Annotated in this window: 29 protein-coding genes, 1 tRNA gene and 1 riboswitch; of the genes, 16 read left to right on the top strand and 14 right to left on the bottom strand. The window is 63.0% G+C overall.

What is annotated here, in order from left to right:
* Nucleotides 1–33: 33 nt before the first annotated feature.
* A complete protein-coding gene (locus ABIC32_RS12370) occupies nucleotides 34–288 on the bottom strand; it encodes a hypothetical protein (protein WP_199060705.1) in 255 nt (84 codons plus the stop codon).
* Between the two features lie 902 nt (nucleotides 289–1,190).
* Nucleotides 1,191–1,398: riboswitch (cobalamin riboswitch) on the top strand.
* A gap of 108 nt (nucleotides 1,399–1,506) precedes the next feature.
* Between ABIC32_RS12370 and ABIC32_RS12365 the strand changes: the two genes are divergently transcribed.
* The 6 genes from ABIC32_RS12365 to ABIC32_RS12340 are packed head-to-tail and all read left to right on the top strand — an operon-like array spanning nucleotide 1,507 to nucleotide 7,113.
* Complete coding sequence (locus tag ABIC32_RS12365) at nucleotides 1,507–2,493, top strand: DUF1852 domain-containing protein (RefSeq protein ID WP_354074377.1); 987 nt, start codon at nucleotides 1,507–1,509, stop codon at nucleotides 2,491–2,493.
* A 29-nt stretch (nucleotides 2,494–2,522) separates the two neighbouring features.
* Entirely contained in the window at nucleotides 2,523–3,584 is a 1,062-nt protein-coding gene (locus tag ABIC32_RS12360; protein ID WP_354074376.1) for a methionine synthase, read from the top strand.
* Entirely contained in the window at nucleotides 3,581–4,354 is a 774-nt protein-coding gene (locus ABIC32_RS12355; protein ID WP_307511253.1) for an acyl-CoA thioesterase, read from the top strand. Before ABIC32_RS12360 ends, ABIC32_RS12355 begins: the two co-directional genes overlap by 4 nt.
* Before the next feature lie 4 nt (nucleotides 4,355–4,358).
* The gene (locus ABIC32_RS12350; protein WP_354074375.1) at nucleotides 4,359–4,646 is read left to right on the top strand and encodes a hypothetical protein; all 288 of its coding nucleotides are present in this window, start codon (nucleotides 4,359–4,361) and stop codon (nucleotides 4,644–4,646) included.
* A gap of 14 nt (nucleotides 4,647–4,660) precedes the next feature.
* Nucleotides 4,661–6,367, top strand: a complete 1,707-nt coding sequence (locus tag ABIC32_RS12345) for a tannase/feruloyl esterase family alpha/beta hydrolase (protein ID WP_354074374.1) — start codon at nucleotides 4,661–4,663, stop codon at nucleotides 6,365–6,367.
* 23 nt (nucleotides 6,368–6,390) lie between these two features.
* Complete coding sequence (locus ABIC32_RS12340; RefSeq protein ID WP_354074373.1) at nucleotides 6,391–7,113, top strand: superoxide dismutase; 723 nt, start codon at nucleotides 6,391–6,393, stop codon at nucleotides 7,111–7,113.
* Between the two features lie 639 nt (nucleotides 7,114–7,752).
* Here the strand turns inward: ABIC32_RS12340 and ABIC32_RS12335 are convergent.
* Nucleotides 7,753–8,556 (bottom strand): DUF1365 domain-containing protein, encoded by an 804-nt coding sequence (locus ABIC32_RS12335; protein WP_354074372.1) that lies wholly within the window; start codon nucleotides 8,554–8,556, stop codon nucleotides 7,753–7,755.
* Nucleotides 8,553–9,890 (bottom strand): NAD(P)/FAD-dependent oxidoreductase, encoded by a 1,338-nt coding sequence (locus ABIC32_RS12330; RefSeq protein ID WP_354074371.1) that lies wholly within the window; start codon nucleotides 9,888–9,890, stop codon nucleotides 8,553–8,555. The genes ABIC32_RS12335 and ABIC32_RS12330 overlap by 4 nt, the downstream gene beginning before the upstream one ends.
* Between ABIC32_RS12330 and ABIC32_RS12325 the strand changes: the two genes are divergently transcribed.
* The 3 genes from ABIC32_RS12325 to ABIC32_RS12315 are packed head-to-tail and all read left to right on the top strand — an operon-like array spanning nucleotide 9,889 to nucleotide 12,073.
* Nucleotides 9,889–10,635, top strand: coding sequence for a sigma-70 family RNA polymerase sigma factor (locus ABIC32_RS12325; protein ID WP_354074370.1), 747 nt, complete (start codon nucleotides 9,889–9,891; stop codon nucleotides 10,633–10,635). The two genes, ABIC32_RS12330 and ABIC32_RS12325, sit on opposite strands and share 2 nt — an antisense overlap.
* Nucleotides 10,632–11,270: a cadmium/peroxide/UV radiation responsive anti-sigma factor ChrR gene (chrR, locus tag ABIC32_RS12320; protein WP_354074369.1), complete on the top strand. Its 639-nt coding sequence runs from the start codon at nucleotides 10,632–10,634 to the stop codon at nucleotides 11,268–11,270. Before ABIC32_RS12325 ends, chrR begins: the two co-directional genes overlap by 4 nt.
* A complete protein-coding gene (locus tag ABIC32_RS12315; protein WP_354074368.1) occupies nucleotides 11,267–12,073 on the top strand; it encodes a DUF1295 domain-containing protein in 807 nt (268 codons plus the stop codon). The genes chrR and ABIC32_RS12315 overlap by 4 nt, the downstream gene beginning before the upstream one ends.
* A gap of 7 nt (nucleotides 12,074–12,080) precedes the next feature.
* Here ABIC32_RS12315 and trhO read toward each other — a convergent pair whose 3' ends face one another.
* Nucleotides 12,081–13,037 carry an oxygen-dependent tRNA uridine(34) hydroxylase TrhO gene (gene trhO, locus ABIC32_RS12310; protein WP_354074367.1) on the bottom strand — a complete coding sequence of 319 codons (957 nt, stop codon included), beginning with the start codon at nucleotides 13,035–13,037 and terminating at the stop codon, nucleotides 12,081–12,083.
* 299 nt (nucleotides 13,038–13,336) lie between these two features.
* On the opposite strand from trhO, the gene ABIC32_RS12305 reads away from it, so the two are divergent.
* The 6 genes from ABIC32_RS12305 (at nucleotide 13,337) to ABIC32_RS12280 (ending at nucleotide 16,479) form a co-directional block, all read left to right on the top strand.
* Nucleotides 13,337–13,639, top strand: a complete 303-nt coding sequence (locus tag ABIC32_RS12305) for a hypothetical protein (protein WP_307511286.1) — start codon at nucleotides 13,337–13,339, stop codon at nucleotides 13,637–13,639.
* A gap of 145 nt (nucleotides 13,640–13,784) precedes the next feature.
* On the top strand, nucleotides 13,785–14,192 hold the full coding sequence (locus ABIC32_RS12300) for a hypothetical protein (RefSeq protein WP_354074366.1): 408 nt from the start codon (nucleotides 13,785–13,787) through the stop codon (nucleotides 14,190–14,192).
* Between the two features lie 143 nt (nucleotides 14,193–14,335).
* Nucleotides 14,336–14,713: a hypothetical protein gene (locus ABIC32_RS12295; protein ID WP_307511290.1), complete on the top strand. Its 378-nt coding sequence runs from the start codon at nucleotides 14,336–14,338 to the stop codon at nucleotides 14,711–14,713.
* 389 nt (nucleotides 14,714–15,102) lie between these two features.
* Complete coding sequence (locus ABIC32_RS12290) at nucleotides 15,103–15,405, top strand: hypothetical protein (protein ID WP_307511286.1); 303 nt, start codon at nucleotides 15,103–15,105, stop codon at nucleotides 15,403–15,405.
* A 145-nt stretch (nucleotides 15,406–15,550) separates the two neighbouring features.
* Nucleotides 15,551–15,958: a hypothetical protein gene (locus ABIC32_RS12285; RefSeq protein ID WP_354074366.1), complete on the top strand. Its 408-nt coding sequence runs from the start codon at nucleotides 15,551–15,553 to the stop codon at nucleotides 15,956–15,958.
* A 143-nt stretch (nucleotides 15,959–16,101) separates the two neighbouring features.
* Entirely contained in the window at nucleotides 16,102–16,479 is a 378-nt protein-coding gene (locus tag ABIC32_RS12280) for a hypothetical protein (protein ID WP_307511290.1), read from the top strand.
* 117 nt (nucleotides 16,480–16,596) lie between these two features.
* Here ABIC32_RS12280 and ABIC32_RS12275 read toward each other — a convergent pair.
* A tRNA-OTHER gene (locus ABIC32_RS12275) sits at nucleotides 16,597–16,671 on the bottom strand.
* A 189-nt stretch (nucleotides 16,672–16,860) separates the two neighbouring features.
* Between ABIC32_RS12275 and ABIC32_RS12270 the strand changes: the two genes are divergently transcribed.
* Nucleotides 16,861–17,325, top strand: coding sequence for an OmpA family protein (locus ABIC32_RS12270; protein ID WP_354074364.1), 465 nt, complete (start codon nucleotides 16,861–16,863; stop codon nucleotides 17,323–17,325).
* Between the two features lie 149 nt (nucleotides 17,326–17,474).
* Here ABIC32_RS12270 and ABIC32_RS12265 read toward each other — a convergent pair whose 3' ends face one another.
* From ABIC32_RS12265 to ABIC32_RS12225, 9 genes are all read right to left on the bottom strand, one after another.
* Nucleotides 17,475–18,554, bottom strand: coding sequence for a hypothetical protein (locus tag ABIC32_RS12265; RefSeq protein WP_354074363.1), 1,080 nt, complete (start codon nucleotides 18,552–18,554; stop codon nucleotides 17,475–17,477).
* Nucleotides 18,555–18,724: 170 nt separating this feature from the next.
* The gene (locus tag ABIC32_RS12260; RefSeq protein WP_354074362.1) at nucleotides 18,725–19,075 is read right to left on the bottom strand and encodes an Ogr/Delta-like zinc finger protein; all 351 of its coding nucleotides are present in this window, start codon (nucleotides 19,073–19,075) and stop codon (nucleotides 18,725–18,727) included.
* A 97-nt stretch (nucleotides 19,076–19,172) separates the two neighbouring features.
* Nucleotides 19,173–20,222, bottom strand: coding sequence for a contractile injection system protein, VgrG/Pvc8 family (locus ABIC32_RS12255; protein WP_354074361.1), 1,050 nt, complete (start codon nucleotides 20,220–20,222; stop codon nucleotides 19,173–19,175).
* Nucleotides 20,219–20,638: a phage tail protein gene (locus tag ABIC32_RS12250; RefSeq protein ID WP_354074360.1), complete on the bottom strand. Its 420-nt coding sequence runs from the start codon at nucleotides 20,636–20,638 to the stop codon at nucleotides 20,219–20,221. Before ABIC32_RS12250 ends, ABIC32_RS12255 begins: the two co-directional genes overlap by 4 nt.
* Nucleotides 20,638–22,467, bottom strand: coding sequence for a phage tail tape measure protein (locus ABIC32_RS12245; RefSeq protein ID WP_354074359.1), 1,830 nt, complete (start codon nucleotides 22,465–22,467; stop codon nucleotides 20,638–20,640). Before ABIC32_RS12245 ends, ABIC32_RS12250 begins: the two co-directional genes overlap by 1 nt.
* Nucleotides 22,454–23,281, bottom strand: a complete 828-nt coding sequence (locus tag ABIC32_RS12240; RefSeq protein WP_354074358.1) for a phage tail tape measure protein — start codon at nucleotides 23,279–23,281, stop codon at nucleotides 22,454–22,456. Before ABIC32_RS12240 ends, ABIC32_RS12245 begins: the two co-directional genes overlap by 14 nt.
* 2 nt (nucleotides 23,282–23,283) lie before the next feature.
* Nucleotides 23,284–23,406 (bottom strand): GpE family phage tail protein, encoded by a 123-nt coding sequence (locus ABIC32_RS12235; RefSeq protein WP_354074585.1) that lies wholly within the window; start codon nucleotides 23,404–23,406, stop codon nucleotides 23,284–23,286.
* A gap of 17 nt (nucleotides 23,407–23,423) precedes the next feature.
* On the bottom strand, nucleotides 23,424–23,798 hold the full coding sequence (locus ABIC32_RS12230; RefSeq protein WP_199060717.1) for a phage tail assembly protein: 375 nt from the start codon (nucleotides 23,796–23,798) through the stop codon (nucleotides 23,424–23,426).
* Nucleotides 23,799–23,955: 157 nt separating this feature from the next.
* Nucleotides 23,956–24,468, bottom strand: a complete 513-nt coding sequence (locus tag ABIC32_RS12225) for a phage major tail tube protein (protein WP_354074357.1) — start codon at nucleotides 24,466–24,468, stop codon at nucleotides 23,956–23,958.
* Nucleotides 24,469–24,500 lie beyond the last annotated feature (32 nt).

Genomic DNA, 24,500 nt, shown 5'->3' with positions numbered 1-24,500 from the left:
AGACGTTGGAACCGGCTCAAACCCGCCCTGCCCTCAGGCCGCCGCCAATTCGGTCAGAAGCTTCTCGATGAAAGCTGTGTCGTGCGGTTGATCGTTGGCGGCGTCGACGATCATGCGATCCTCGGACCAGCGTCGATCATCGCGCAACGGAAAGGACGCTTCCATGCCGGGCCGACGCGCCGCTGCGATACGCAACGCCGTCGCCTTCGGTCCCGATACGATTTCCGTGACGCCGGCATTCTCAAACGCTTGCTGTCGTTCGTTTGGGGATTCTGGACGATCGACCAAGACTTCAGGCCTTCGGCGGTAAGATTGTTGTCGGCGGGTGTCGGTTTTATCGTGGCCCAACCCAAAATGCTGGCCGAGAGTTGCGCCCACTTTTGTACTTCCGACCGGTCATTTCAGGCAAAAACGCGGCGGAACCGCGGTAAGTGGATTTCGAGGTCGCTGCAGCCAAGCACGAACGTCCTGTTCGTGCTGCAGGATTTCCCGCCCCAACCAGCGAACGCGTTCTTGTTCTGATTTCCCACCGCCTTGAGCCAATTCCAGTTCCCCATGGGTCACGATGTGCGGCAGCCGCGTTTCCGTCAAAACGCGGCATTCGGGAGGTGGTGCACGTTGAAGAGATGACTATGCGCAGTGCCTGGCGTTGTGAGGATGGCGCTTACAGCCTTAAGCAATTTTACGACAAAACAGGTGCCACGCACGGCATGCTGGTGCGGGTGCGGTACTGGCCGCCCAGCTGCGGTCCTGCCCCAGATATCCGCCCGACCACCGCCCTCACGATCAAGGCGTGTGCGCGCGGGTGCCTATTTGCTCCACGCGGTGTGGCTGACCAAGCGAAGACTAAGTGAAGCTCAGGCTGACGCTATGGTGCAGTGTACAGTCGTAGAGCTGACAGTGCGAGCTTCCGCCATAAGGCAAAAGCTGCTGTAGGACGAAAGTGTCTGAGATGCGCCAGGACCGGTCATCTACAGAGCGCCGGGAACACGTCATTCATCGATGCAGTCTGTGCTTGGGGACGTCCGCTTTTCGGTCCGATGCTTTTGGCAGATTGCGACCCGAAGCAGACGCTGAACCCAATCGCAAATGCGACAGTCGAAGCCGCAACTCGAAAGATTAGAATGTCGATGTTGGCCCAACACATAAGGATATCCTTATGTGTTTCTTGACTTCGGCGTCGCTTGCGCGTCTCATGAACAGGTCGAGGTTCTGCGCGTCGCCTGCGGGCGATGCGGAGCTAAGAGGGAAGCCGGTGTGATGCCGGCGCTGCCCCCGCAACTGTGAGCGGCGAGCCGAAGGTCCATTTCGTGTCACTGGCGTCTTCTGACGTTGGGAAGGCCGGACCCGAAGCCGTGACCCGTGAGCCAGGAGACCTGCCCCGACAGATAACGTCCTCCGGCGGGGTGTCCGGTCAGGTCGCATGAACGCCGCGACGGGACGACTGCGCGCGAGCGGTCGCGCGTCCCTGTCCGCTGTCTCGTCACAGCATCAACGGCAGAGACCATGGCGAGCAGCGACTTCACCTTCAGGATCACGCGGACCGCGCTCGACGAAGACTATCGTCCCGCCGAGAAGACGCGGATCACCACCAACTTCGCCAACCTGGCGCGAGGCGAGAGCCGCCGGGAAAATCTGCGCAACACCCTGCGGATGATCGACAACCGCTTCAACTCGTTGGCGCACCACGACAATCCGAGGGGCGATCGCTATGCGCTGGAGCTTCAGATTGTCTCGGTCGAGATGAGCCTTGGCTCGGAGCGCGACGACGCCTTTCCCCTGATCGAAATCCTTCAGACGACGATCATCGACAGGGAGACGCGCCGGCGGATCGATGGGATCGTGGGCAACAATTTCTCCTCCTATGTCCGCGACTACGACTTCAGCGTGGTTCTGCCCGAACACCTGAAGGCGCATCCGAACGGCGGCGTGCCGGACGATTTCGGCGATCTGCACGGCAAGCTGTTCCGGCACTTTCTGGCGTCGGGCGCCTATCGCGACAACTTCGCCAAGCCGCCGGTCATCTGCCTCAGCGTCTCCAGCAACAAGACCTATCACCGCACCGGCGCTGAACATCCGGTGCTGGGGCTGGAATACGACAACGACGCCTTCTCGTCGACCGATCGGTATTTCGCGAAGATGGGGATGAAGGTTCGCTACTTCATGCCCCCGGCCAGCGTGGCGCCGTTCGCTTTGTACCACATCGGCGACCTGACCGGCGGCTACACCGACCTCGAACTGGCCAGCACCATCGCCACGATGGAGACCTTCCAGAAGATCTATCGGCCCGAAATCTACAACGCCAACTCCCCGGCGACCGAGCAGTATCAGCCTAGCCTGAAGGCGCAGGACTATTCGCTGACCCGCATCGTCTACGACCGCGACGAGCGTAGTCGGCTGGCCGTCGAGCAGGGCCGTTTCGTCGAGGAGCGGTTCATCAAGCCGCACCGCGCCCGTCTCGACCAATGGTCGGCCGCCTTCGCCGCCGCCTGATCAGTTTCCAGATTTCAGAGCCTTACCTCATGAAAACCCTTCTCCCGACCTCGACCGCCGGCAGCCTGCCCAAACCCGTCTGGCTGGCCGAGCCGGAGACGCTCTGGTCGCCTTGGAAGCTGCAGGGCGATGACCTGATCGAGGCCAAACAGGACGCCCTGCGCCTGTCGCTCGACGATCAACGCCGGGCCGGCATCGACATCGTCAGCGACGGCGAACAGACCCGCCAGCATTTCGTCACGACCTTCATCGGACACCTCGACGGCGTCGATTTCGAGAACTGCAAGACCATGCGAATCCGCAATCGCTACGACGCCAGCGTCCCGGTGGTCGTGGGCGCCGTAAGCCGGCCGAAATCCGTCTTCGTCGAAGACGCCAAGTTCCTGCGCGCCCAGACCGACCAGCCGATCAAATGGGCCCTGCCTGGGCCGATGACGATGATCGACACCCTTTATGACGACCACTATGGCAGCCGTGAAAAGCTGGCCTGGGAGTTCGCCAAAATCCTCAATGAGGAGGCGCGCGAGCTGGAGGCCGCCGGCGTCGACATCGTCCAGTTCGACGAGCCCGCCTTCAACGTCTTCTTCGACGAGGTGAACGACTGGGGCGTGGCGACCCTGGAGAAGGCGGCCGAGGGGCTGAAGTGCGAAACGGCGGTCCACATCTGCTACGGCTACGGCATCAAGGCCAACACCGACTGGAAGAAGACCCTCGGCTCGGAATGGCGGCAGTACGAAGAGGCCTTCCCCAAGCTGCGGACCTCCAGCATCGACATCATCTCGTTAGAAGCCCAGAACGCGCGCGTGCCGATGGATCTGATCGAACTGATCCGGGGCAAGAAGGTGATGGTCGGCGCCATCGACGTCGCGACCGACACGATCGAAACGCCCGAAGCGGTCGCGGACACCCTGCGGAGAGCGCTTCAGTTCGTGGACGCCGACAAACTCTATCCGGCCACCAACTGCGGCATGGCGCCCCTGTCGCGCCGCGTCGCCAATGGCAAGCTGCGCGCCTTGAGCGCCGGCACCGAGATCGTGCGCGAGGAACTGTCCCGCGACCTCTACTACGGCGCGGAAAGGTGCGAGCCGTGAGGGTGCGCCTGATCGACATGGTGTTCCCCGGCGACGCCAACCACCATGGCACCCTGTTCGGCGGGGTTGGTCTGGCCCACCTCGACAAGGTCGCTTTTCTGGCCGCGAGCCGTCACGCGCGACGGGCCGTGGTCACGGCCGGATGCGAGCGGATCGATTTTGCGGCTCCGGCCCGGATCGGCGAGATGGTCGAGGCGGTCGGCCGCGTCGTTCGGATCGGGCGCTCCTCTTTAGGCGTCGAAGTCGAACTGCACGCCGAAAGCCTGCTCAGCGGCGAGCGCCGCCTGTGCACGCGCGGCGCCTTCAACATGGTCGCCCTGAGACCCGCGGGCGACGATCATCCCTTCGCGCCGCTCGATGAGGCAGGCGAAGCGGACGACGGCTGGCTGAGGACCGCAGAGATGGTCTTTCCCGGTACGACCAACCACTACGGCACCCTCTTCGGCGGCGACGCGCTCAAGCTCATGGGCAAGGCGGCCTTCGTCACGGCGACCCGCCATGCGCGCGAAGTCATGGTCATGGCCGCGACCAACCGCATCGACTTCAAGGCCCCGATTGACGGCGGCGACATGGTAGAACTGGTCTCGCGCGTTAAGATGGTCGGGCTAAGCTCCCTCTCGGTCGAGGTTCAGCTCTGGGCCGAAAGGCTCCTGACCGGAGAACGACGGCGCTCCGCCACAGCCGAGTTCACCATGGTCGCCGTCGATGAAGCGGGCAGGCCGAAGACAATCAAAGCCAAAACAACGTCATATGCGATTGGCGTGGGATAGATGTTTGGCGCGTTACAGGGTCCTGAACGGGGCAGCCAAGGGTCTGTCGTTCGGAGCCGGGGTGACCACCTTCGGCGCCCGGCAGGACACCCTGCCCAATTCGATCTGGGTGCCGGGCTATACCTCCGTCGACGCCCAGGCCTCCTATGACGTCGGTCGGTTCACCGTCGAGCTGTCTGCGGTCAATCTGACCGACGACGACGCCTTCGACACCTACCAGTACTTCGGCTTCCCGGTCGTGATGCCGACCCAGCCGCGGTCGGCCTTCGTCACCGTCAAGGCGCAATTCTGAGACGGGTGGGCCGAATGATCCGTCGAACCGCATCTCTCGCGCTTCTGGCCTCGCTTGTCGCGGCAGGGTCCGCCGGGGCTCAATCCCTGGCGAGCGTTAGGCCGACGGATCAGCGACCGACGTCGGCGGCTTCGGCCGCCGACGTCTGCGCAACCCTGTCAGACCGCGTCATCGGCGGGTCGAGACTGGCCACCGACGTCGTTCCCGAGACGGCCGCTGTCCCGGCCTACTGCCGGATCCGGGGCACGATCGCACCGCGTCTCAACTTCGAAATCCGCCTGCCGACGGCTTGGAACCGCAAGCTCTACTACGGCGGCGGCGGGGGCTATAACGGCGTCATTCCCGATCTCGTCGTCGCGCCGCTCAAACAGGGCTACGCCCAGGTCGCCAGCGATTCCGGACACCAGGACGCCACCGGAATGTCCGCCGCCTTCGTCGAGAACGATCCGACCGCGGCGCGGCTGTTCGGCAGCGAGGCGGTTCCCACGGTGATGGCCGTGACGGTTCAGATCCTGACCGAAGCCTATGGCGCGCCGCCCTCGCAATCCTATTTCGAAGGCTGCTCGACAGGGGGACGTGAGGCCTTAATGGCGGTCCAGCGCCATCCGCACCTGTTCGACGGCGTAATCGCGCGGGCGCCGGCTTTCAACTGGGTCGGTTTCATGGGCGCCTTTCACGCGACGGCCCGCGCCGCCGCAGCGCAGGGTGGGGCCTTCAGCCCTGCCAAGGCAGCGCTCCTGGCCCAACACGTGCGGAACGCCTGTGACGAGCTCGACGGCCTCGTGGACGGCGTTGTCGCCAACCGCGACGCCTGCACCGCGGAACAGATCGAGATTGACGCGCCGCGCTGCGCGGAGGGCGCTAATCTGGAAGACGACTGCCTCTCGGACGCCCAACTCTCGGTCGTCGAGACCTGGACCGCCGACCACGTCTTTCGAGGGTCGGTCGGCACATACCGGAACAGAGGCTTCCCGCTTTCGGGCAATGAGGACGATCCCGCCGGATTCGGACTTTGGGTGACGGGAAACGGCGACGTCCGACAAGGCGGCTATTTCATGATGCAGGACACCACGGCCCGGCATTATCTCGCCCGCAATCCCGACGCGGACTCTCTGGCCTACACGCCGTGGGACCAAGACCCGGCCGCGCTGGACGCCATGGCGGCGCTGAACGATGCGACCGATCCGGACATCCGCGCCTTCATCGACGGCGGCGGCAAGCTGATCGTCTGGCAGGGTGGTTCTGACGCGGCGCTCAGCGTCGCCTCGACCATCGACTATATGACGCAAGTGACCCAGGCTGTGGGTGCAGCGCGTGCGGCGGATTCGACACGCTTCTACGTGGCGCCCGGCGTCAATCATTGCGCCGGGGGTGCCGGACCTGACCAAACGGATCTGCTCGCTGCGCTTGATCGGTGGGTCGTGGACGAGATCGCACCGGCGACCTTGCTGGCGGAACGGGTCGAGAGCGACGGCAGGCCCGCTCGATCTCTGCCGCTCTGCCAGTACCCGGCGTATCCCCGCTATACCGGTTCCGCCGATGATGAAGGGGCAGCGAGACAGGCCGCCAACTTCACCTGCATCACCGCTCGCCCGGCGAACGAACACGCCGGCCGATCATCGACGGCGTCGTCTGCTCATCACCTCATCCCCACCCGGCCGGCGCCGCTTGCCCTGGCCATGTCGTCGCAGCCTGGGTCGATCTCCGCTTCCACGCATTGACCTGTCATCCAAAGGAGCCTGCCATGATCAGAACCCTCGCGTTGTCCGCCGCCCTCGCCCTGTCGCCGATGACGGCAGGCGTCGTCCTTGCCCAAACGCCTCATGCACCTGCCTCAGCCGGCCAGACCGCGCCAGCGGCCTTGACCCTGCCGGCCCTGCCCTACGCCGCCGATGCGCTTGAACCGGCGATCGACGCCCAGACCATGCAGATCCATCATGGCCGGCATCACAAAGCCTATGTCGACAATCTGAACGCGGCGCTGGCGGCTGATCCGGCCCTGGCCGGCGTGTCGATCGAAGACCTAATGGGCCGCATCTCGACCCTGCCGCCCACTGTGCGCAACAACGGCGGTGGCCACTGGAATCACAGCCTGTTCTGGACCTTAATGGCGCCGGCGGGACAGGGCGGTGCACCGTCCGCTGAACTGACAGCGGCCATCACCCGCGACTTCGGCTCGATGGACGCGTTCAAGACAGCCTTCAACCAGGCCGCCACCTCCCGCTTCGGGTCCGGTTGGGCCTGGCTGATCGTCAAGGACGGCAAGCTGCACATCACGTCCACGCCCAACCAAGACAACCCCCTGATGGACATCGCTGAGGTCCGCGGCGCGCCCATCCTGGGCGTCGATGTCTGGGAACACGCCTACTATCTTAAGTATCAAAACAAGCGGGCCGACTATCTCCCAGTCTGGTGGACCGTCGTGAACTGGAGCACGGTCAACCGTCTCTACGCCGAGGCGCTATAGAGTCTTCGATTGCGCCGCGCCATCATCCAAAGGTGCGGCGCAGTTCCAAGGTTCTTCGTGATCGACGACTAAAGCCTCATAGCCGAGACGCCCACGCCCGCCGACGATCTGAGGCTAAGAGTCAAAGCGAGGCTCACGCTCATCGCGCCCCGACTGCGATCGTAAGGCACCGCTCCATAGCGGCGGCGGCTATCATCTCTGGGCGTTTGAAGCGATGGCGGAATCAGACATCTCGATGGCGCTTTGATCAAGCCTTTTCGTGTGTGGCGCTCAGGTTGAGCATCCGAGTGACGCCAACCGAGGGTCGATCGCGGCGCGCGCGGCCGACTGCAGCGAAGAAGACCAGCTTTCCGACAACCGACGCACCTCCTAATTCGAGTGCGTGTCATTGCGCCCGAAGCGGCGTACCAAGCGGCGCCACAACGCTCACGTCGGGCGCCCGGAGGTGAACACCAAATGGCCTCCCTCAGATGTGCGGCTGCACTTCGTTCAAGCAGAAGACGGGCACTGGCTGTCATCGCCCTCACACGAAGCCAACTTGGAGCGCGGCGAATGAAGCGTTCATCCCAGCGGTCGATTCCCTTTCCATGGACGTCGGCGCATGAGCCGACAATCAATCGCGTAAAATGCGGGAATCAATCATGGTTGGTTACAACGGCTCTCTTGAGCTTGACGTTGAATGGTCACTGGCATGTCTGCCGGTTTGGGCTGCCGTGTCAGACTGACGCCCTTGAGCCAGAGTTTCAGCGCCTCCCAGTGGATCGCCGCCACCACCTTGAATGTCATCAGCGGGATCGCTGCTGTCGCGGCAGCGATGTTGCGATCGTCCAGGCGTTCCCGCTTGGCCGCCATAGCGGCCGTGATCAGCACGCCTTCGGCATCTAGCCCATCGACGGTCATGTCCAGACGATCGCCCGGCGTATGGCCACGGAACTGGTAGTCCATCTCCATGCCCATGAATGGCGACACATAGAGCGCCTTGGCCGCGCCCTGACGAATGACGCCTGCGGCCTGATCTTCGATCGGGATCGGAATGACATAGGCGTGGCGGATGCCGAAGGTGCTGGTCACCTCGTACACCATGGCGGCCAACCGTCCGTCGGGCCAATGGCAATAGTAGATGCTGATCGGGTTGAAAACGTATCCGAGGACGCGCGGCATGGTTAACAGGCGGACAGTTCCGCCCTCCAGATCGATGCCGGCTTGAGCCATCCACGCATCCACCTGAGGACGCAACGCGCCAGAACCGTCTCCGTAATCCTTGTCGTGGAAGGACAAAAGATTGAATCGATTGCGCGAAAACAGGCGCAGGCGCACGTCCACATCATCGATTTCCGACAGGTCGAGCAGGAGCCAGAAGACGCGATAGTTCAGCTTATGGATCTTGGGGCGAAGGCGTCGGTGCATGACCCGGCCGCGATAAAGGGCCGAGCTGAGTTTCACGCGGCGCGTTCCAGCTGCGCGCCCATCGGCGTCGTCAAATGAATGCGCCCGCTTTCGTTGGCGACGGACCAAGGGCGACGCACGCCGCCAAGCTGCTCCGCGACCGCAAGCCCCGATTGCAAGCCGTCCTCGTGGAAGCCCGCACCGAAGTGGGCCCCGCAGAACCAGACGCCTCCCTGCCCTTGCAGGCTCCACAACTGCTTTTGAGCCTGTATGGCGGCGGGATCGAAGATGGGATGCTCGTAGAGTTCGCTACGCAAAATCGTGTCCGCGCGCGGCGGACGCGGCGGATTCAGGGTGACGAACAGGTCGTCGCCCGGCAGACCTTGCAGGCGGTTCATCCAATAGGTGACGCAGAGGCCGTCGTCCGCGCCGATATAGTTCCAGCTGGCCCAGGCGCGACGACGATGCGGCATCAGCCCGGCGTCGGTATGCAGGACTGTCAGATTTCGGCTGTACCGGAAAGCGCCGAGCAGCGCCTTCTCCTGCGTCGTCGGTTCGGCCAGCATCGCCAGAGCCTGGTCGGCATGGGACCCGATCACGACCTGGTCGTAGCGCTCGATGCCGCCTTGGCTGTCGTGAACGAAGACGCACTGGTCGCTACGCCGCACGGCAGTGACGCCGTGGTCCAGCCGAATGTCCTGGATGGCACGAGCGAGATGTTCGACATAGACGCGGCTGCCACCCTCGACGGTTCGCCAGAGAGGCCGCCCTACCAGCTTCAGCAGGCCGTGATTGCCGCAGAAGCGGATGAAGGACTCGGCCGGATAGTCCATCAGCGTGTGCGCCGGCGATGACCAGATCGCGGCGGCCATAGGCAACAGGTGATCGTCGCGGAACGCCTCGCTGAACCCTTCCCGCTTTAGATAGTCACCGAGCGTCAGCGAGGAATCGGACATCGCAGCCAAATCCTTTGGCGCGTCGCGATAAAAGCGCAGGATTTCGCTCAGCATAGACCAGAAGCGAGGACGCAGGGCATTGCGACGCTGAGCAAACAAGCCTGGCGCGGCATATTCGAACTGTCCGTCATCCAGTGAGACAGCGAACGACATATCCGTCGCGCGTGTCGCGATCCTCAAATGCTCGAACAGGGCTATAAGATTGGGATAGGTCGCGTCGTTAAAGCAGATGAAGCCAGTGTCGACTGCGATGTCGCCAGAAGGCACGCTGGCCATCACCGTATTCGAATGCCCGCCCAGGCGATCGCCCTTCTCGTAAAGCGTCACGTCATGGCGTTTCGACAGAAGCCAGGCCGAAGACAGGGCGGCGACGCCAGATCCGACCACAGCGATCTTTTGACGTTCGGCACAGGGCGTCGCGGACGACAGGGACATGAAAACTCCGAAAGATACGCCGCAACGCAATCGCTACGGCATGAACAGATTACGGGTCGCCGTCATGTTCGGATCGCGATTGATCCAGACATTTCCGCTGAGCGTATTAGTGTTCATGCATGCCGAGCCGTTATCCTTCGTATCAACGCCATGTCGGTCCAACCGCGTGAAGGCGCTCGACAGCTTGCCTGATCCGCTGCTGCACGATCGGCTGATCGAACAGATCGCCCTGAGGCGCGATCGTGACGCCTTCGCTGCGCTCTTCGCCTATTTCGCACCGCGGCTGAAGGCCTGGCTGATCAAGTCGGGCGCGACGCCCGGAGCGGCGGAAGACTTCGCGCAGGACGCCATGCTGACCGTGTGGCGCAAGGCCGATCTGTTTGATTCGTCCAAGGCGCGCGCCGCCACGTGGATTTTCACCATCGCTCGCAACCGTCGGCTTGACATGCTACGCCGTGACGCGCGTCCCCTGCCGACGCCCGAAATCGAGCTGGCGGGGGACGACGTCCGCCGGCCCGATGAACTGCTGTCGATGTCGCAAGACGCGGACCGCGTGCGCGACGCTCTGGCGCGGCTCAGCGCCGACCATGTCGAGGTTCTGCGTCTGGCCTTCTTCATGGACAACTCTCATTCCGAGATCGCCAAACATCTGGGCCTGCCGCTCGGCACCGTCAAATCCCGTATTCGTAACGCCATGACCAAGCTTCGTCTGATCCTCGCGCCGTCTGAGGAGGCTGCGCGATGAAACCTCAGCGCAATCCCTCCGAGGAACGTTTGCTGGCCTATGCGGCCGGCACGCTCAGCCCGCCGGAGGCGGTGGTGATGGCGGCGCATCTGGCGATGCGGCCGGCCAATGACGCCTGGGTGCGCGACCTGCAGTCCGTCGGCGGCGAGTTCCTGAACGAGACGCCCCCCTCCCCCTTGTCGAATGATGCGCTCGCCTTGGCGATGGCGCGGATCGAGACGGATGCCGGCAATGCCAGGCACATCGCGCCCCTGAACGACATGCCCGAGCTGCCCGAGCCGCTGCGACGCTATGCGCTGGGTCCATGGCGCTGGGTCGGGCCCGGCATGCGCGTGCGTGACGTCCATGCGCCGCGGGATGGTGATTGCCGCGTCATTCTGCTGAAGATCGAATCGGGTCGAGAGACGCCCAAGCACACGCATGGCGGCGTCGAGCTGACCTGTGTCATCTCCGGTGCCTATGCGACCGAAACCGAGCGGTTCGATGTGGGGGATTTCGAAGAGGCGGATCCGGAGGTGCTGCACCAACCCCGTGTGGTGTCGGACGAGCCGTGCCTGTGCGTCGTCGCGCTTGACGGTCAGATTCAACTGGATGGATGGGTCGGCAAGCTGATCCAGCCCTTCGTTCGCCTGTGACCGCTCTCGCGGCCATTTGGGGTGTCGCCGCCCTATTTCTCGTTGTCGTCATGTCTGCGGCCTGGCTGGTTCAGAAACGAACCGGACAAGGCGGTTGGGCAGACGCCTTCTGGTCGCTTGGACTGGGAGCGGCCGGTGTCGGCGTCGCGCTCTTCCCGATCGACGGCGCCGCTCCGTCATTGCGCCAGTATCTCGCAGCGCTTCTGATTGGCCTTTGGGGATTGCGGCTGGGATCCCACATCGCTGTTCGCGCCGCCCACGAGGAGCGCGAGGACGCTCGCTACGCGCGTCTGCGAGAGGAATGGGGCGCCGGCTTTCAGGCCAAGATGTTTGGCTTCCTGATGCTGCAAGCCGGAGCCGCCGCCTTCCTAGCGCTCAGTGTGATGGCGGCGGCGCGCAACCCGGCGCCGGGCCTGACGCTGCAAGATGCCGTGGCGACACTGATTTTTGTCGGAGCCCTGGTTGGAGAAGCCGTTTCCGATCGCCAGCTGGCGGCCTTCAAACGCAACCCGGCCAACAAGGGTGGAATCTGCGATGTCGGTCTTTGGGCCTGGTCACGCCACCCGAACTATTTCTTCGAATGGGTAAGTTGGTGCGCTTGGCCTGTGTTCGCCATCAACCTGAGCGGTGAATGGCCCTGGGGTTGGCTCGCGCTGACAGGGCCAGCCTATATGTACTGGCTGCTGACCCAAGTGTCCGGCGTGCCCTTGCTGGAAGAGCATATGCGACAGTCGCGACCCAAGGCGTTCGAGGCCTATGCCGCCCGCACCAGCGCCTTCTTCCCTCGCCCGCCCCGTCGTTGAGGCGATCTCAGTCCGTCTGGGCTTTTCCCAGATGCGTTTCTCCGCGTTCGCGGGCCATCTCCATCTGCCTGTGCCGCTCGGCATATCGCTGCCGCTGGACCTCGTCGCGGACGTCGTGACAGCGCTCGCAGCATACGCCGTCGACATAGTGAGGCGAAGCACGACCGGCCTCATCCACAGGCAGACGACATCCCCGGCACAAGGTATGAGGACCTTGGCTTAGGCCGTGCCCGACCGAGACGCGTTCGTCAAAGACGAAACACGCTCCATGCCATAGGCTCTGATCCTCATCCACCGTCTCAAGATAGCGAAGGATGCCGCCCTCCAGATGGTGGACGTTCTCCACGCCTTCGGTCTTCAGGAAGGCGGTCGATTTTTCGCAGCGAATGCCGCCGGTGCAGTACATGGCCACGCGCTTGGCGCCGGTCTGCTCAAGCAGGGCGCGACCTTCGCTCCTGAACCAGTCGGGAAAGTCTCGAAAGCTGCGGGTATTAGGTTGAACAGCCCGTTCGAATGCGCCGATCTCGCCCTCATAGTCGTTGCGCGTATCGATCACCAAGGTCTCGGGATCGGCGATCAGCGCATTCCAATCCGTGGGCGTGACGTAAACGCCCGCCTGATTGGGAGGGTCCAGATCCGGCTGTCCCATGGTGACGATCTCGCGTTTGACGCGCACCTTCATCCGGTGGAACGGCAGGGCGTCTGTCCAGGCGCATTTGAGTTCGAGCGTTTCGAATCCTGGCATGGCGTGGATCGTGGAAAGCACCGCTGCGATGGCCGCCTCCGATCCTGCGATGGTGCCGTTCAGACCCTCCGGCGCGACGAGCAGTGTCCCCTTCACCTGCCCAGCGTCGCAGACCGTTTGAAGCGTCTTGCGTACGGCTTCGGGGTTGGCCACCGGCGCGAACCGGTAAAGTGCGGCGACACGGACGGCTTGATCGCACGAGGTCTGATGGTCGGTCATGGATCAGCCCCTCGAAGGCGCCGGAGATGGCGCGCCCAGCAGGACTCGAACCTGCAACATCCCGCTTAGAAGGCGGCAGGAAAGCGAATGAATACAAAGCGCAAGCCGTAAAACCGCGCAACATCTGCCCTATATAGATCAATCAGTTACGATCTGGCTGTAAAAAGTTTCGAGGGGCTCGACCTCAGCCGGCACTTAGCGCCGGTCTGCAAAAGTCCGGTTTCAGCAGCCACGTCAATTTCGCAAATCGACCCGTTGCTGACGTTCGAGGGCTGCTTCAAGCTGGGCGAATGAGGACGATGGTTCCAGGCGCATTCAGCCTTGCCTTCACAGGGTTGGAAGGCAGGTACGAAATCCAGTTTGAGCCGACTGGCGAGCAGGACGGCGTGATCCACGTATCCATCAGCAGCGTGGCGATGCGCTGGCACGTGGTGGATGCCGACCGGGAAGATGGCGGCGCGATTGTGCTCGGCGGCATGACGAACGGGAGTGAAGTGTTATGGGGCGACCAGTTCTGGTTCGAACTCCGGTTCAGCGGGACGCCACCTCTCATCCGGTATTGGGGCAATCAGGTGATCTGGCGTGAAGATCGCGCCGCCTGACCTCGAGTAGCCCCCAACCACCACTAGCGAACGGCGGAGACGACCGCTTTCCGACCCAACCGCAGAAGACTGTCTTCGGCACCAAAAGCTCAGGGCTGAAATCGACCCGTAGCGGAAGTTGCGCCCAAGACTTAGGCTCGTCTGCATGAACCAGCTGACTATACGTGTGGTACCAGATGGCGACGGGGTCTGGCAGATACATTTCGATCTGCACACCGAGACCTTTTCAGGTCGCGGCTGGTTCTGGGGTGCGCCGGAAAGCCTAACGGAGTTTGCCTCGGAGTTGAGCACCTATCCTCTGGCAAATGAACCTGCACTCGTCCTGGGTTACGATCAGATGCAGGGCGACGACATAATGCTGCACCTGCGTATCCGACCCAACGGACCCTTGGGTGCTCTTGAAGCTAGGGCCGAGATCACCGACCGAGACGACCCCACCTGTCGCCTAAAGGCCAAGCTTCTGACTAGCTACGCCAGTTTAGATCGCTTCGTGCCTCAACTGCGCGCCCTCGCCTCCGGGACTCGAAGTGAGGCGGTCTTGCTGGGAGGCTAAGTCCGCTCTCCACCTTGGCGGACGACGCGAAGACCGCTTTCCGGCCTAAAGGCCAACGTCCGCTTTCGGCACCGAATCCCAAGGCTGCACACGACCCATGGGAGACATTCGATCTGAAGCGTAGGTTTGCGCCGGGAGGACAGATGTCAGAGTTCACAGATCTGGAGCAGACGGTGTTCGACGCAATTTGCGGAGATCGACCAGACGTTGCGGAGCAGCTTCGCAACTTCTTGTCGGACGCCCGGCTTTCCGAGCGGGATAACACTGGGCACGGCTTCTACACCTCGTTCGATGTGGTGAGGAACATGCCACCTATCGATTGGCCTGAGCGCATCTTGGACGGCCCAGATGGAGAGATTTCGGTGGGCAATGAAACCCTCCTTATGGGGTTCATTCTTTGGCTTGAAGGGGGCTATCCTAACTGCCTCGAAGGCTTTCAATACGGCACGCCAGCAGGTGCGGATATCGACCTGAAGGCCGTTGATCTGACCACCCTAAGATGGCTCAGGCCAATGCTGTGAAGGCATGGGGAACGTCCGCAAACCACCCCTAGCCGACATTGGGGATGTCCGCTTAGCGGCGGGACGGAGCACCCGCCCTAGGGTGTAAAACTTTTTGATCGGATCGGCGGGAAAGCTTGGCGCGCCCAGCAGGACTCGAACCTGCAACATCCCGCTTAGAAGGCGGCAGGAAAGCGAATGAATACAAAGCGCAAGCCGTAAAACCGCGCAACATCTGCCCTATATAGATCAATCAGTTACGATCTGGCTGTAAAAAGTTTCGAGGGGCTCGACCTCAGCCGGCACTTAGCGCCGGTCTGCAAAAGTCCGGTTTCAGCAGCCACGTCAATTTCGCAAATCGACCCGTTGCTGACGTTCGAGGGCTGCTTCAAGCTGGGCGAATGAGGACGATGGTTCCAGGCGCATTCAGCCTTGCCTTCACAGGGTTGGAAGGCAGGTACGAAATCCAGTTTGAGCCGACTGGCGAGCAGGACGGCGTGATCCACGTATCCATCAGCAGCGTGGCGATGCGCTGGCACGTGGTGGATGCCGACCGGGAAGATGGCGGCGCGATTGTGCTCGGCGGCATGACGAACGGGAGTGAAGTGTTATGGGGCGACCAGTTCTGGTTCGAACTCCGGTTCAGCGGGACGCCACCTCTCATCCGGTATTGGGGCAATCAGGTGATCTGGCGTGAAGATCGCGCCGCCTGACCTCGAGTAGCCCCCAACCACCACTAGCGAACGGCGGAGACGACCGCTTTCCGACCCAACCGCAGAAGACTGTCTTCGGCACCAAAAGCTCAGGGCTGAAATCGACCCGTAGCGGAAGTTGCGCCCAAGACTTAGGCTCGTCTGCATGAACCAGCTGACTATACGTGTGGTACCAGATGGCGACGGGGTCTGGCAGATACATTTCGATCTGCACACCGAGACCTTTTCAGGTCGCGGCTGGTTCTGGGGTGCGCCGGAAAGCCTAACGGAGTTTGCCTCGGAGTTGAGCACCTATCCTCTGGCAAATGAACCTGCACTCGTCCTGGGTTACGATCAGATGCAGGGCGACGACATAATGCTGCACCTGCGTATCCGACCCAACGGACCCTTGGGTGCTCTTGAAGCTAGGGCCGAGATCACCGACCGAGACGACCCCACCTGTCGCCTAAAGGCCAAGCTTCTGACTAGCTACGCCAGTTTAGATCGCTTCGTGCCTCAACTGCGCGCCCTCGCCTCCGGGACTCGAAGTGAGGCGGTCTTGCTGGGAGGCTAAGTCCGCTCTCCACCTTGGCGGACGACGCGAAGACCGCTTTCCGGCCTAAAGGCCAACGTCCGCTTTCGGCACCGAATCCCAAGGCTGCACACGACCCATGGGAGACATTCGATCTGAAGCGTAGGTTTGCGCCGGGAGGACAGATGTCAGAGTTCACAGATCTGGAGCAGACGGTGTTCGACGCAATTTGCGGAGATCGACCAGACGTTGCGGAGCAGCTTCGCAACTTCTTGTCGGACGCCCGGCTTTCCGAGCGGGATAACACTGGGCACGGCTTCTACACCTCGTTCGATGTGGTGAGGAACATGCCACCTATCGATTGGCCTGAGCGCATCTTGGACGGCCCAGATGGAGAGATTTCGGTGGGCAATGAAACCCTCCTTATGGGGTTCATTCTTTGGCTTGAAGGGGGCTATCCTAACTGCCTCGAAGGCTTTCAATACGGCACGCCAGCAGGTGCGGATATCGACCTGAAGGCCGTTGATCTGACCACCCTAAGATGGCTCAGGCCAATGCTGTGAAGGCATGGGGAACGTCCGCAAACCACCCCTAGCCGACATTGGGGATGTCCGCTTAGCGGCGGGACGGAGCACCCGCCCTAGGGTGTAAAACTTTTTGATCGGATCGGCGGGAAAGCTTGGCGCGCCCAGCAGGACTCGAACCTGCAACATCCCGCTTAGAAGGCGGCCTGAATATCAATAAAAACAAAGCGCAACGTGTAAAACCGCGCAACATCTGCCCTATATAGATCAATCAGTTACGATCTGGCTGTAAAAATTGCCAAGGGGATTCGACCTCCTCTGACACTTGCGCCGCTCTCCGAAAGTCCATTCTCGGCAGCCACGTCAATTTCGGAAATCGACCCATAGGCGACGTTTAACGAGGTTTGCTAGGGTGTTGAGATGATCCGGCTCACTATCCTTGTTGCTGCTGTTCTTGCACATCCAAGCGCGTCACCTGCTCAGACCGCTCCCAACACCGGGGTCATCGTGCATGGCTTGGTTTACTTCGCCAGCGGATCCGCAGAGCCTTTAGCGCCCGGGCCGATTGACCCGATCAAGCATTTGGCCCCGAGAGTTTGGCCGACCGCTCACGTGTTAGTCAGCGGGTACGCCGACACCCTCGGCTCACGTGAGGCAAACAAGCTCCTATCTCTAGCTAGAGCACGTGCGGTCGCGGATCGTCTCGTGTCTTTGGGCGTCAAACCGCAGTCGATTACACTTGAAAGCTGCGGTGAAGCTAACTTGGCAAAGCCGACTGCAGACGAGGTAAGTGAGCCACTAAACCGCCGCGTTTATTTCGACTGGCAGTTGGGTCCGTATCAGGACCGAAACCGCTGTGAGATGCAACCTTACCAGCAACGCTAGGGCTGCGCCGAAGGTCTCGATTGCGGGTCAAAGCCAGTTTCTCAAATCGACCCATTGCGGACATTCGACAGATCAACTTCTGGGCGTTTGCCATTTCGATTTTGAGGCGGGCGAGGGAAGGTACGGGAGCGTCCGCCCACTTGTTATTGTCAGTCCAAGACTGGGATGGGCAGGGCACGGAACAGAGTGGGGTTGTCCGCGGCGCCCCAGCAGCATGAGCCAACAACGAAAACGACCCCGTCTTCTTCTTCGCTGATCCTTAGGCCGGACCAGTCATGAAAAGGCTTGAGCGCCAGCTCCTCAACTCGGCCATCGCGACTGCGGAAGAAACGGCTGCGACTAGTCGCAACCCAACCGTCGCGGATGGGGACCAGATCGTCGAGCGGCCATGGCGACGGCATCAGCATCCACCGATCCGGGAGCGTCGGCGTCGGCGTATTGAATTCGGAAGAAATGCCGTCTCCGCAGACGCGGTATACATGTCCCATACTCGATCCGAGGTGGGATAGCCCGGTTCCAACGAACACACATCCCGGCCGGTCCGGCGCGGGAAACAGGCCGACAACCGGCTGACAGGCTGGGCTGAGCGCTCCTCCGCATAGGCCATCGCCTTGGGCTGAAACGATCGAAATCGTCCCTGTGTCGAGATCGACGCGCCTCAGACCGCCACCGAATTCTCCGCGATTGAGGCCGAGATAGAGCGAGGTCTGTCCATCAGAGACGACCTCGCCAGCTGGCAACGTCGCCGCTAGTTCCCTGCGGTCCCAACCGCGCTCTGTGGGGCGATAGGCGGCCGAGCCGGTGAGGACCCCCGGGCGGTCTTGGCCGGTGGCGAACAGACCGATCATCGGAGTTTCCCGAGCGTAGAATCGGCCGAGCTCGGACTGTTCGGCGCGCAGATCGCGGATTCCGGCCTCATGTCCGCCGCCCGATGTCAGGACCCAGAGGCGCGTACCATCCGGCATTAGGTCCAAGACGCTTTCGGCAACGACCGTTCGCGTTCCATCGGTGCGGTCGAATCGCACGACTTTTCCGGACTCGCCTCGCAACCACAGAAAGGCGTTATCAGCATAGCCCTCGAATATCGCGCGTCCCAACTCCGGATCGCGCCAATGCCCGCCCTGCCACGACCCTGGTGTTTCCACGTCAGGCGTTCGGTCCGTCTGGGCCACCGCCGGTGCGCCTGCACCGAACATCACCATCAACAGAGAGAAAGTCAGAAAGCGCATGGTCTGACTATCGCATGAGATGGTGGAAGCGTCTCGCCTCAGTCGATTGCTCTGAAGTCAGCGGTCCACCGGGGTCGATGAGCCAATAGACGGCGCGGCGCCAATGTCTGCAACCCACCCATAGCCGACGTTGGGAATGTCAGCTTAGCGGCGCGCCCGTCACGGCATCCCTAAAGTGCGGCCGCCTCGGTTGCCGCGTCATCATTCGCTGGTGCGCTCGGCCGAGGCTGACCGACCTTCAGGCGAACGCGCGGGTTCGGCTTCTGGCTGGGGACGATCATCCGATCGATGGTGACCGAGGCGACGTAGGTGCCGCCGCAATCGACGTCGGAACACTGCAGGCGCAGTTCCCGATAAAGCGGTGTCAGGGACTTGCTCGAGCGCACTGTCGCCATGGACTGGCAGTGGGGGCAGAGGAGCTTCATCGTCCCGCCGTGGCGACTGCGAGGCTTGCTGAAGGCCTCCGGTTGGTTCGCGGCGCTGAAGCGCCCGGCCGTGAGTTCACCCTGCTGAGTTTGCATCTTCGATCCTGTGACGGCCCCTGTTTGTTCCATAGCAGAAATGGTTCCAGCGTCGCTGCAAAAAAACTTCTGGTTATGGACCCAGCAACCACTTTTTTCACCTGGCCTGACGCGCTGGCCACGCTGGATTTAGCTCCATCTGCAGCGACGTCTTCAGGCCGCCGACGGCGTCGAGCTGGTGACGCGTCTCGGTGATCACCCATCCCGTGTTGTCGATCTCAGGCTTCCAGCCCGAGACGGTCAGCTTTCGATCCGGATAGAGATCCGGCCGGCCCGAAGCGAGATCCAGCGAGAACTGCGCGCCCTTGCGCTCCTGCTTGGTGTTGTCGGCCTGCGCCGCTCGCCGGGCCGAAGCCTCGCTGCCGTAGGTGCGGCCCAGCCGCTTGGCGTTTGAGCTCGAGCCTACCGTCACCTCCCCTGCTGTCCCCTTGGCACGGCTGCGCCATTTGGCGGTCACGCCGGAATAGTTCTCGCGCTCGGACGAGGACCAGGTGTGGCGATCGCCGTCGCGGCGGGTGATGGTCGCCTCGGGGATTGGCTGGCCCGTCGCGGTGACGCCGGCAGCGATCGGCGAAAACAGCAGACGTCCCGCCTTCACTGTCGCCATGGCGTCGTGGAGCCGCCCCAGGCGAGCCAGGAAGGCGCTGTCGCTCTCGCTGTCCTGTGTGAGGTGCGCGACCGCGACCGCCGCCTTGTCGGCCGCCACGCGGGCTTGCAGGCCGTTCCGGACCGCGACGTCGTCGAGGACGGCGCCAAGGGTCGTACCCGACCAGGTTCGCGTCTGTCGGGTCCGGAAGGCCCGTGTCAGATCGGCCGACCGCGCGCGGATGGTCAGTCTGTCTGGCGTCCCTCCATGGCCGCGTTCGTCCACGATGTAGGAACCCTTGTCGATCAGGACCGGCGATGCACCGTCGCGCAGATCCAGCCACCCGAGTTTGAGGGTCACCGTTGCGCCGGCGGGCGGAATGGCGAGCTTGCCGTCCGTGTCGTTCAGAACGAGCTCAAGCTGGTCCGCTTCCGTGCCGCGCCTTTCCGTCAGTGTCAGGCTATGCAGTCGGGGCTTCACCTTCGCATCGATGGGCGCGCCATCGACCACCAGCTCGAAAACGGCCTGGCGCTGGACGTGGCCCGCGATCTGATTCGTCATGCCCGCACCTCGGACCCAGTGGCGCTGGTGTCGCCCTCATCATCATCGACCCGCTGCAGATTGATGGTGAAGTCAATCAACCTGGCCTGACCGTTGTCCAGGATCTCGCGCTTGGTCTCATCCAGATCGAGGATGACGTAGGCGCCGTAGACGAAGCCGTCGCCGTCGACCACGGGCCACGACCGCCCAAGGTCGGCCATGGCCGCCAGATCCTCGAGCGCATCCTTGCGGCCTATGACGCCCGGTGCCAGCACGCCTGTGAGGGTCAGGTTGTCGTCACCGACGCCGGCGAACTGGCTGGCGGAGCGCGCACCTACCCGCTCGCTGGTCGGATGGCGCCAGCTGCGCCGACGCTTCAGCTGGTCGAACAGGACGTTCGGGATCTCGAACACAAACATACCGATGGCCAGGAGCATCAGGGCGCCTCGCCATAGCTGTCGTCGTCGTCACTGAAGCTGGCTCCGTTGGTCGGGTTCTTCAGCAGCTCAGCGATGCGTTGCGCCAGGGCCTCCATGTCCTCGCCGGGGTTCTGAACGATCTGCAGGTTGAGCGTGCCGATCGTCACCGGCGGAGGCGCGGCCGATGCGGGCGCCGATCGTCGGGCGCCCAGGGCGGGCGCCGTATCGAAGGTGGGCGCGGCCATGGCCGAGCCGCCGATCGCCATCGCGCCGGCGGCGGTGATGGCTGTCGCGGCCGTCCGCATGCGTCGCAGCGGATCTCGCGCCGATCGGCCGAGACCGATGCCGAGGCCCTGCATGGTGTAGTCGCCGAGCTGCGCGAAGACCCGAGACGGTGAATGGATCCCGAGCTTACTCTTGAAGGCGGTGACGACAGCGCCGCCGGCACGCATCACCGCCGCGACCAGGGCGGGGATGCCGCCCAGGACGCCGTTGACCAGGCCCGTCAGCAGATGCCGCCCCATCTCCAGAAACCGGCCGCCGAGCGCCTGCAGGGCGGGCCAGGCCCGCATCACTGCCGCAATCAGCAAGCCAACCGGGCTGAAGTTCATGAAAATGCGCCCCATGAAGCCGATGGTGTTGGAAACGCCGGCCTTGATCCCTTCCCACATCCGGCCGAGCCAAGGGCCGATCGTCCCCCAATTCCGGTAGATCAGGTAGGCGGCGCCTGCCAGCAGCGCGACCGCCGCGACGATGCCAAGTATGATCCAGGTGATAGGGTTGGCGAGCAGCATCAGACCCGCACGAGCGGCCATGGCGCCAAACGTCAGGAAGCCCCGGCCGGCTAGCAACAGGCCTCGGCCGATCATGGGCAGAGCCTTGCCGGCGAACTGTGCGATCCTGCCTCCCAGCGGCCCGAACATGATACCGGTCTGGGTCAACGTCAGTTGCAGTAGGGCGAAGGGACCGAGCACGGCCGCGACCGCCATGGCCAGGCCGCCGAACACGACCAGGCCGGTGGCGATGATTGCGACCAGGATCCCGATGGCGCGTGTCGCGCCCGGGTGGGCTTGTGCAAAGGCGTGAACCTTCTGGGCCATCTGGCCTAGGAATGCTGCGCCCTGCTTGATCTGCGGCAGGAAGGCCGTGCCGACCTCGATCGCGACCGCCTTGATGCCGTGCTTCATCAGAAGGACGGCGTTTGACGTCGTCGCCGCGCGCCCTTCGTATTCCTTCTGCATAGATCCCGCGTAGAGGGTGGCATCCCCTACCCTGTTCAGGTTCGTCTTCAGCAGGTCCAGATTGGTCAACAGCGGCGCGATCGCAGAGACCGATTCCGATCCGAAGAGCTGGGTCAGCACAGCGGTCTGCTGATCTCCTGAAAGCTTAGAGATCCGCGACATAACATCGATGATCGCGCCGCCGGCGTCCGTCTGCATCCGCTTGGCCATGTCGTTGGCCTCGAGGCCCAGCGCGGCATAGGCGGCCTTCTGGCCCTTGGTGGCGGCCGTCCCTTTGGTCAGGGCCAGCATGGTGTTTTTGATGCCGGTCGCGGCGATCTCTTCCTCAACGCCCATGCCGACGATTGTCGAGCCCAGCGCGGCAATCTGACCGGCCGCAAGGCCCGCCACCTCGCCAAGGGGGCCGATACGGGTCACGACGTTGGAGATCGACAAGGCGTTCGCCGGGCCGTTGTTGCCCAGGTAGTTGATCTGGTCTGCCAAGCCCCGCACTTCCGTCTGGGTCATACGGAATGCAGTGCGCCAAGTGGCCATCTTCGCGCCGGCGTCGTCGGCGGTCGTATCGAAGGCGATGCCCATCTTGCCGGCGTCTTCAGCGAAGCCCATCAGCTCGCCGCGCTATGCCGGCTTGGCCGGCAGCGGCGACAATCGCCGTCAGGCCCTCGGTCGCGACGGGAATGCGCGTCGAAAGACGCAGGATGTCCTGTTCCATCTGCCTGAAGGCGGCCGGCGTGGGGAAGTCGACCACCTTCTTGATGTCCGCCATCCCGTCCTCGAACGCCATACCGGCGCTGCCGGCCGCGATCAGCGGCGTGGCGGTGATGACGCCGCCTGCCAATGCCGAGGCGCCCGCGCCCTGCATCGAGCCGGCGAGTTGCTGGGTCTTGTCGTAACGACCGCGCGCCGCGCCCATGCGGGCCTGGCGATCTTTAACCGCGTCCATTCGGCGGGCCTGATCTGTCAGCGCCTTGTTAGCGTCGCGGATCTCGCGCGCCAGGCGCACCTCGTGGCCAGCCAGGTTCCGGGTCGAGACGCCGGCCGTTTCCAGCTTGCCGCGCAAATCCTGAAGGGTGCTGACCTGTTTCTGCTCCTGGGCCTGAAGCTCGCGCACTTTGGTTCGCGCGACTTCGAAGGCTCGGGCCATCTGTCTGGTCGGACGCTCGGCCGCCGCATTCGCCAACGCCAGACGCTTGGCTTCGACCTGGGCGGCCTCGAGGGCGCCGCGCGTGCCCTGCAGGCGTGCCTCCATCTGGCGAAAGGCCCCGACATCCTTGGTGGTTCGCTGCAGGGCCTGGACCTTCTCCCGCGCGGAGTTCAGCGCCGTGGACGTGCGATCGCTCTCGGTCTTCACCCCACGCAGGAAGCCCAAGGCGTTGCCGCCGGCCTTCAGGAGGATGCTGAGACGAAGGTTCTTGTCCACGGTCAGGTGTCTTTCTGCCCGTGGACGCGGTTGTAGAGCGCGATCGCGCGTTCACGGTGGGCGGCGAGTTGATCGAGATCGAGGGCCTGCAGTTCGGAAAGCTGCCAGCCGAACACAAAGGCGATGTCGGCGTAGGCGTCTTCTACTCGGTCAGGCCAAGCTCCAGCCGCTGGGCCTTCGTGTACAAAAAAGCGACCACCTCGCCGCTGATCATCGCCAGATCGTCAGACGGCATGCGCTGAAGATCCTGCTTGTGGATCGTCGGCTCGGTGATGCGAGGGATGACGACGCACAGGGCGTTGTAATCCGCCTGGTGAACGGCCGAGAGGCTGGTGCCCTGGTAGTCACTGCCGTGCGGCTTGCGGACAATTACGCTGTCGTACTTGTTGTCGGCGCGCTGGATTGGCTTCTCGAGAGGGACGCGCACCCACGGGCGGCCGTTCTCATCGACGCCGCGCAGCAGGCCGGTCGGTTCATCAGCCAGCGGCTCGGCCGTGGTGGCGGGTTGGTCGTTCATTTCATCGTTCCCCGGAACATGTGGGCGGGAGGCGAAGCCATCCGGCCCAGAAAGACGCCCTGGACGACGGCCGCCGGACGCGATGCGTCCCCGGTCGGCCGGCGCTCGAGCGCGGCCGTCGCCAGGTCGGAAGGAGTTGAGCGCCGGTCAGTCACGATCAGCCGCCGATGATGCCCCGGATCTGGGCGCGGCGATCGACGCCGTAGACCAGCAGGACATTGTTCAGGACGTCGATCTCGAACTCGACCACGCCGTTGCGGGTCTGTTTGTAATAGACGGCGTTGGTCTTGTAGGTCGTGCCGCTCTTGGACCCCACCTCGTCGTCGCCGCTGTCGATCTCGACGTGCTTGCCGCGAATGACGATCTGCAGATCATCCACCTGGCCAGCGGCGTCGTTCTGATAGGCGCCGGAGAAGCGCAGCTGGTTGGCGTCCAGCTCGACGGCTCCGAACCCACGGTTCAGCGTCGGCATGTCGCCGCCGTAGGTGTGGGTGCATTCCAGCGCTTCGATCCGGCCGGTGCTGATCTGGACGGAGCTCAGCAGGCCGCCGGCGTTATATTCCTCCAGTTTCTCGGTCAGCTTGGGACGCGTGAACTTCACGCATTCGCCGAGGAAGGAGTTTCCGTCGCCGTGGACGTTCATGTCCTGGAGTTGGCGCGGCAGGTTCATGGGCTTGGTCCTCGAGGTGCGGCGACGCGACG

The sequence above is a fragment of the Brevundimonas sp. 1080 genome, assembly GCF_040545985.1.
Classification (GTDB): Bacteria; Pseudomonadota; Alphaproteobacteria; order Caulobacterales; family Caulobacteraceae; genus Brevundimonas.
The sequence above is the reverse complement of the archived record's forward strand: the minus strand, read 5'-3'. Positions and strand labels throughout refer to the sequence as shown.

Excerpts from the sequence above, each read along its gene's own strand:
- ABIC32_RS12365 (WP_354074377.1), top strand. The coding sequence starts at position 1,507 with ATGGCGAGCAGCGACTTCACCTTCAGGATCACGCGGACCGCGCTCGAC.
- ABIC32_RS12360 (WP_354074376.1), top strand. The coding sequence starts at position 2,523 with ATGAAAACCCTTCTCCCGACCTCGACCGCCGGCAGCCTGCCCAAACCC.
- ABIC32_RS12345 (WP_354074374.1), top strand. The coding sequence starts at position 4,661 with ATGATCCGTCGAACCGCATCTCTCGCGCTTCTGGCCTCGCTTGTCGCG.
- ABIC32_RS12340 (WP_354074373.1), top strand. The coding sequence starts at position 6,391 with ATGATCAGAACCCTCGCGTTGTCCGCCGCCCTCGCCCTGTCGCCGATG.
- ABIC32_RS12325 (WP_354074370.1), top strand. The coding sequence starts at position 9,889 with ATGAAAACTCCGAAAGATACGCCGCAACGCAATCGCTACGGCATGAAC.
- ABIC32_RS12330 (WP_354074371.1), bottom strand. The coding sequence starts at position 9,890 with ATGTCCCTGTCGTCCGCGACGCCCTGTGCCGAACGTCAAAAGATCGCT.
- chrR (WP_354074369.1), top strand. The coding sequence starts at position 10,632 with ATGAAACCTCAGCGCAATCCCTCCGAGGAACGTTTGCTGGCCTATGCG.
- trhO (WP_354074367.1), bottom strand. The coding sequence starts at position 13,037 with ATGACCGACCATCAGACCTCGTGCGATCAAGCCGTCCGTGTCGCCGCA.
- ABIC32_RS12305 (WP_307511286.1), top strand. The coding sequence starts at position 13,337 with ATGGTTCCAGGCGCATTCAGCCTTGCCTTCACAGGGTTGGAAGGCAGG.
- ABIC32_RS12300 (WP_354074366.1), top strand. The coding sequence starts at position 13,785 with ATGAACCAGCTGACTATACGTGTGGTACCAGATGGCGACGGGGTCTGG.
- ABIC32_RS12295 (WP_307511290.1), top strand. The coding sequence starts at position 14,336 with ATGTCAGAGTTCACAGATCTGGAGCAGACGGTGTTCGACGCAATTTGC.
- ABIC32_RS12290 (WP_307511286.1), top strand. The coding sequence starts at position 15,103 with ATGGTTCCAGGCGCATTCAGCCTTGCCTTCACAGGGTTGGAAGGCAGG.
- ABIC32_RS12285 (WP_354074366.1), top strand. The coding sequence starts at position 15,551 with ATGAACCAGCTGACTATACGTGTGGTACCAGATGGCGACGGGGTCTGG.
- ABIC32_RS12280 (WP_307511290.1), top strand. The coding sequence starts at position 16,102 with ATGTCAGAGTTCACAGATCTGGAGCAGACGGTGTTCGACGCAATTTGC.
- ABIC32_RS12270 (WP_354074364.1), top strand. The coding sequence starts at position 16,861 with ATGATCCGGCTCACTATCCTTGTTGCTGCTGTTCTTGCACATCCAAGC.
- ABIC32_RS12265 (WP_354074363.1), bottom strand. The coding sequence starts at position 18,554 with ATGCGCTTTCTGACTTTCTCTCTGTTGATGGTGATGTTCGGTGCAGGC.
- ABIC32_RS12260 (WP_354074362.1), bottom strand. The coding sequence starts at position 19,075 with ATGCAAACTCAGCAGGGTGAACTCACGGCCGGGCGCTTCAGCGCCGCG.
- ABIC32_RS12255 (WP_354074361.1), bottom strand. The coding sequence starts at position 20,222 with ATGACGAATCAGATCGCGGGCCACGTCCAGCGCCAGGCCGTTTTCGAG.
- ABIC32_RS12250 (WP_354074360.1), bottom strand. The coding sequence starts at position 20,638 with ATGCTCCTGGCCATCGGTATGTTTGTGTTCGAGATCCCGAACGTCCTG.
- ABIC32_RS12245 (WP_354074359.1), bottom strand. The coding sequence starts at position 22,467 with ATGGGCTTCGCTGAAGACGCCGGCAAGATGGGCATCGCCTTCGATACG.
- ABIC32_RS12230 (WP_199060717.1), bottom strand. The coding sequence starts at position 23,798 with ATGAACGACCAACCCGCCACCACGGCCGAGCCGCTGGCTGATGAACCG.
- ABIC32_RS12225 (WP_354074357.1), bottom strand. The coding sequence starts at position 24,468 with ATGAACCTGCCGCGCCAACTCCAGGACATGAACGTCCACGGCGACGGA.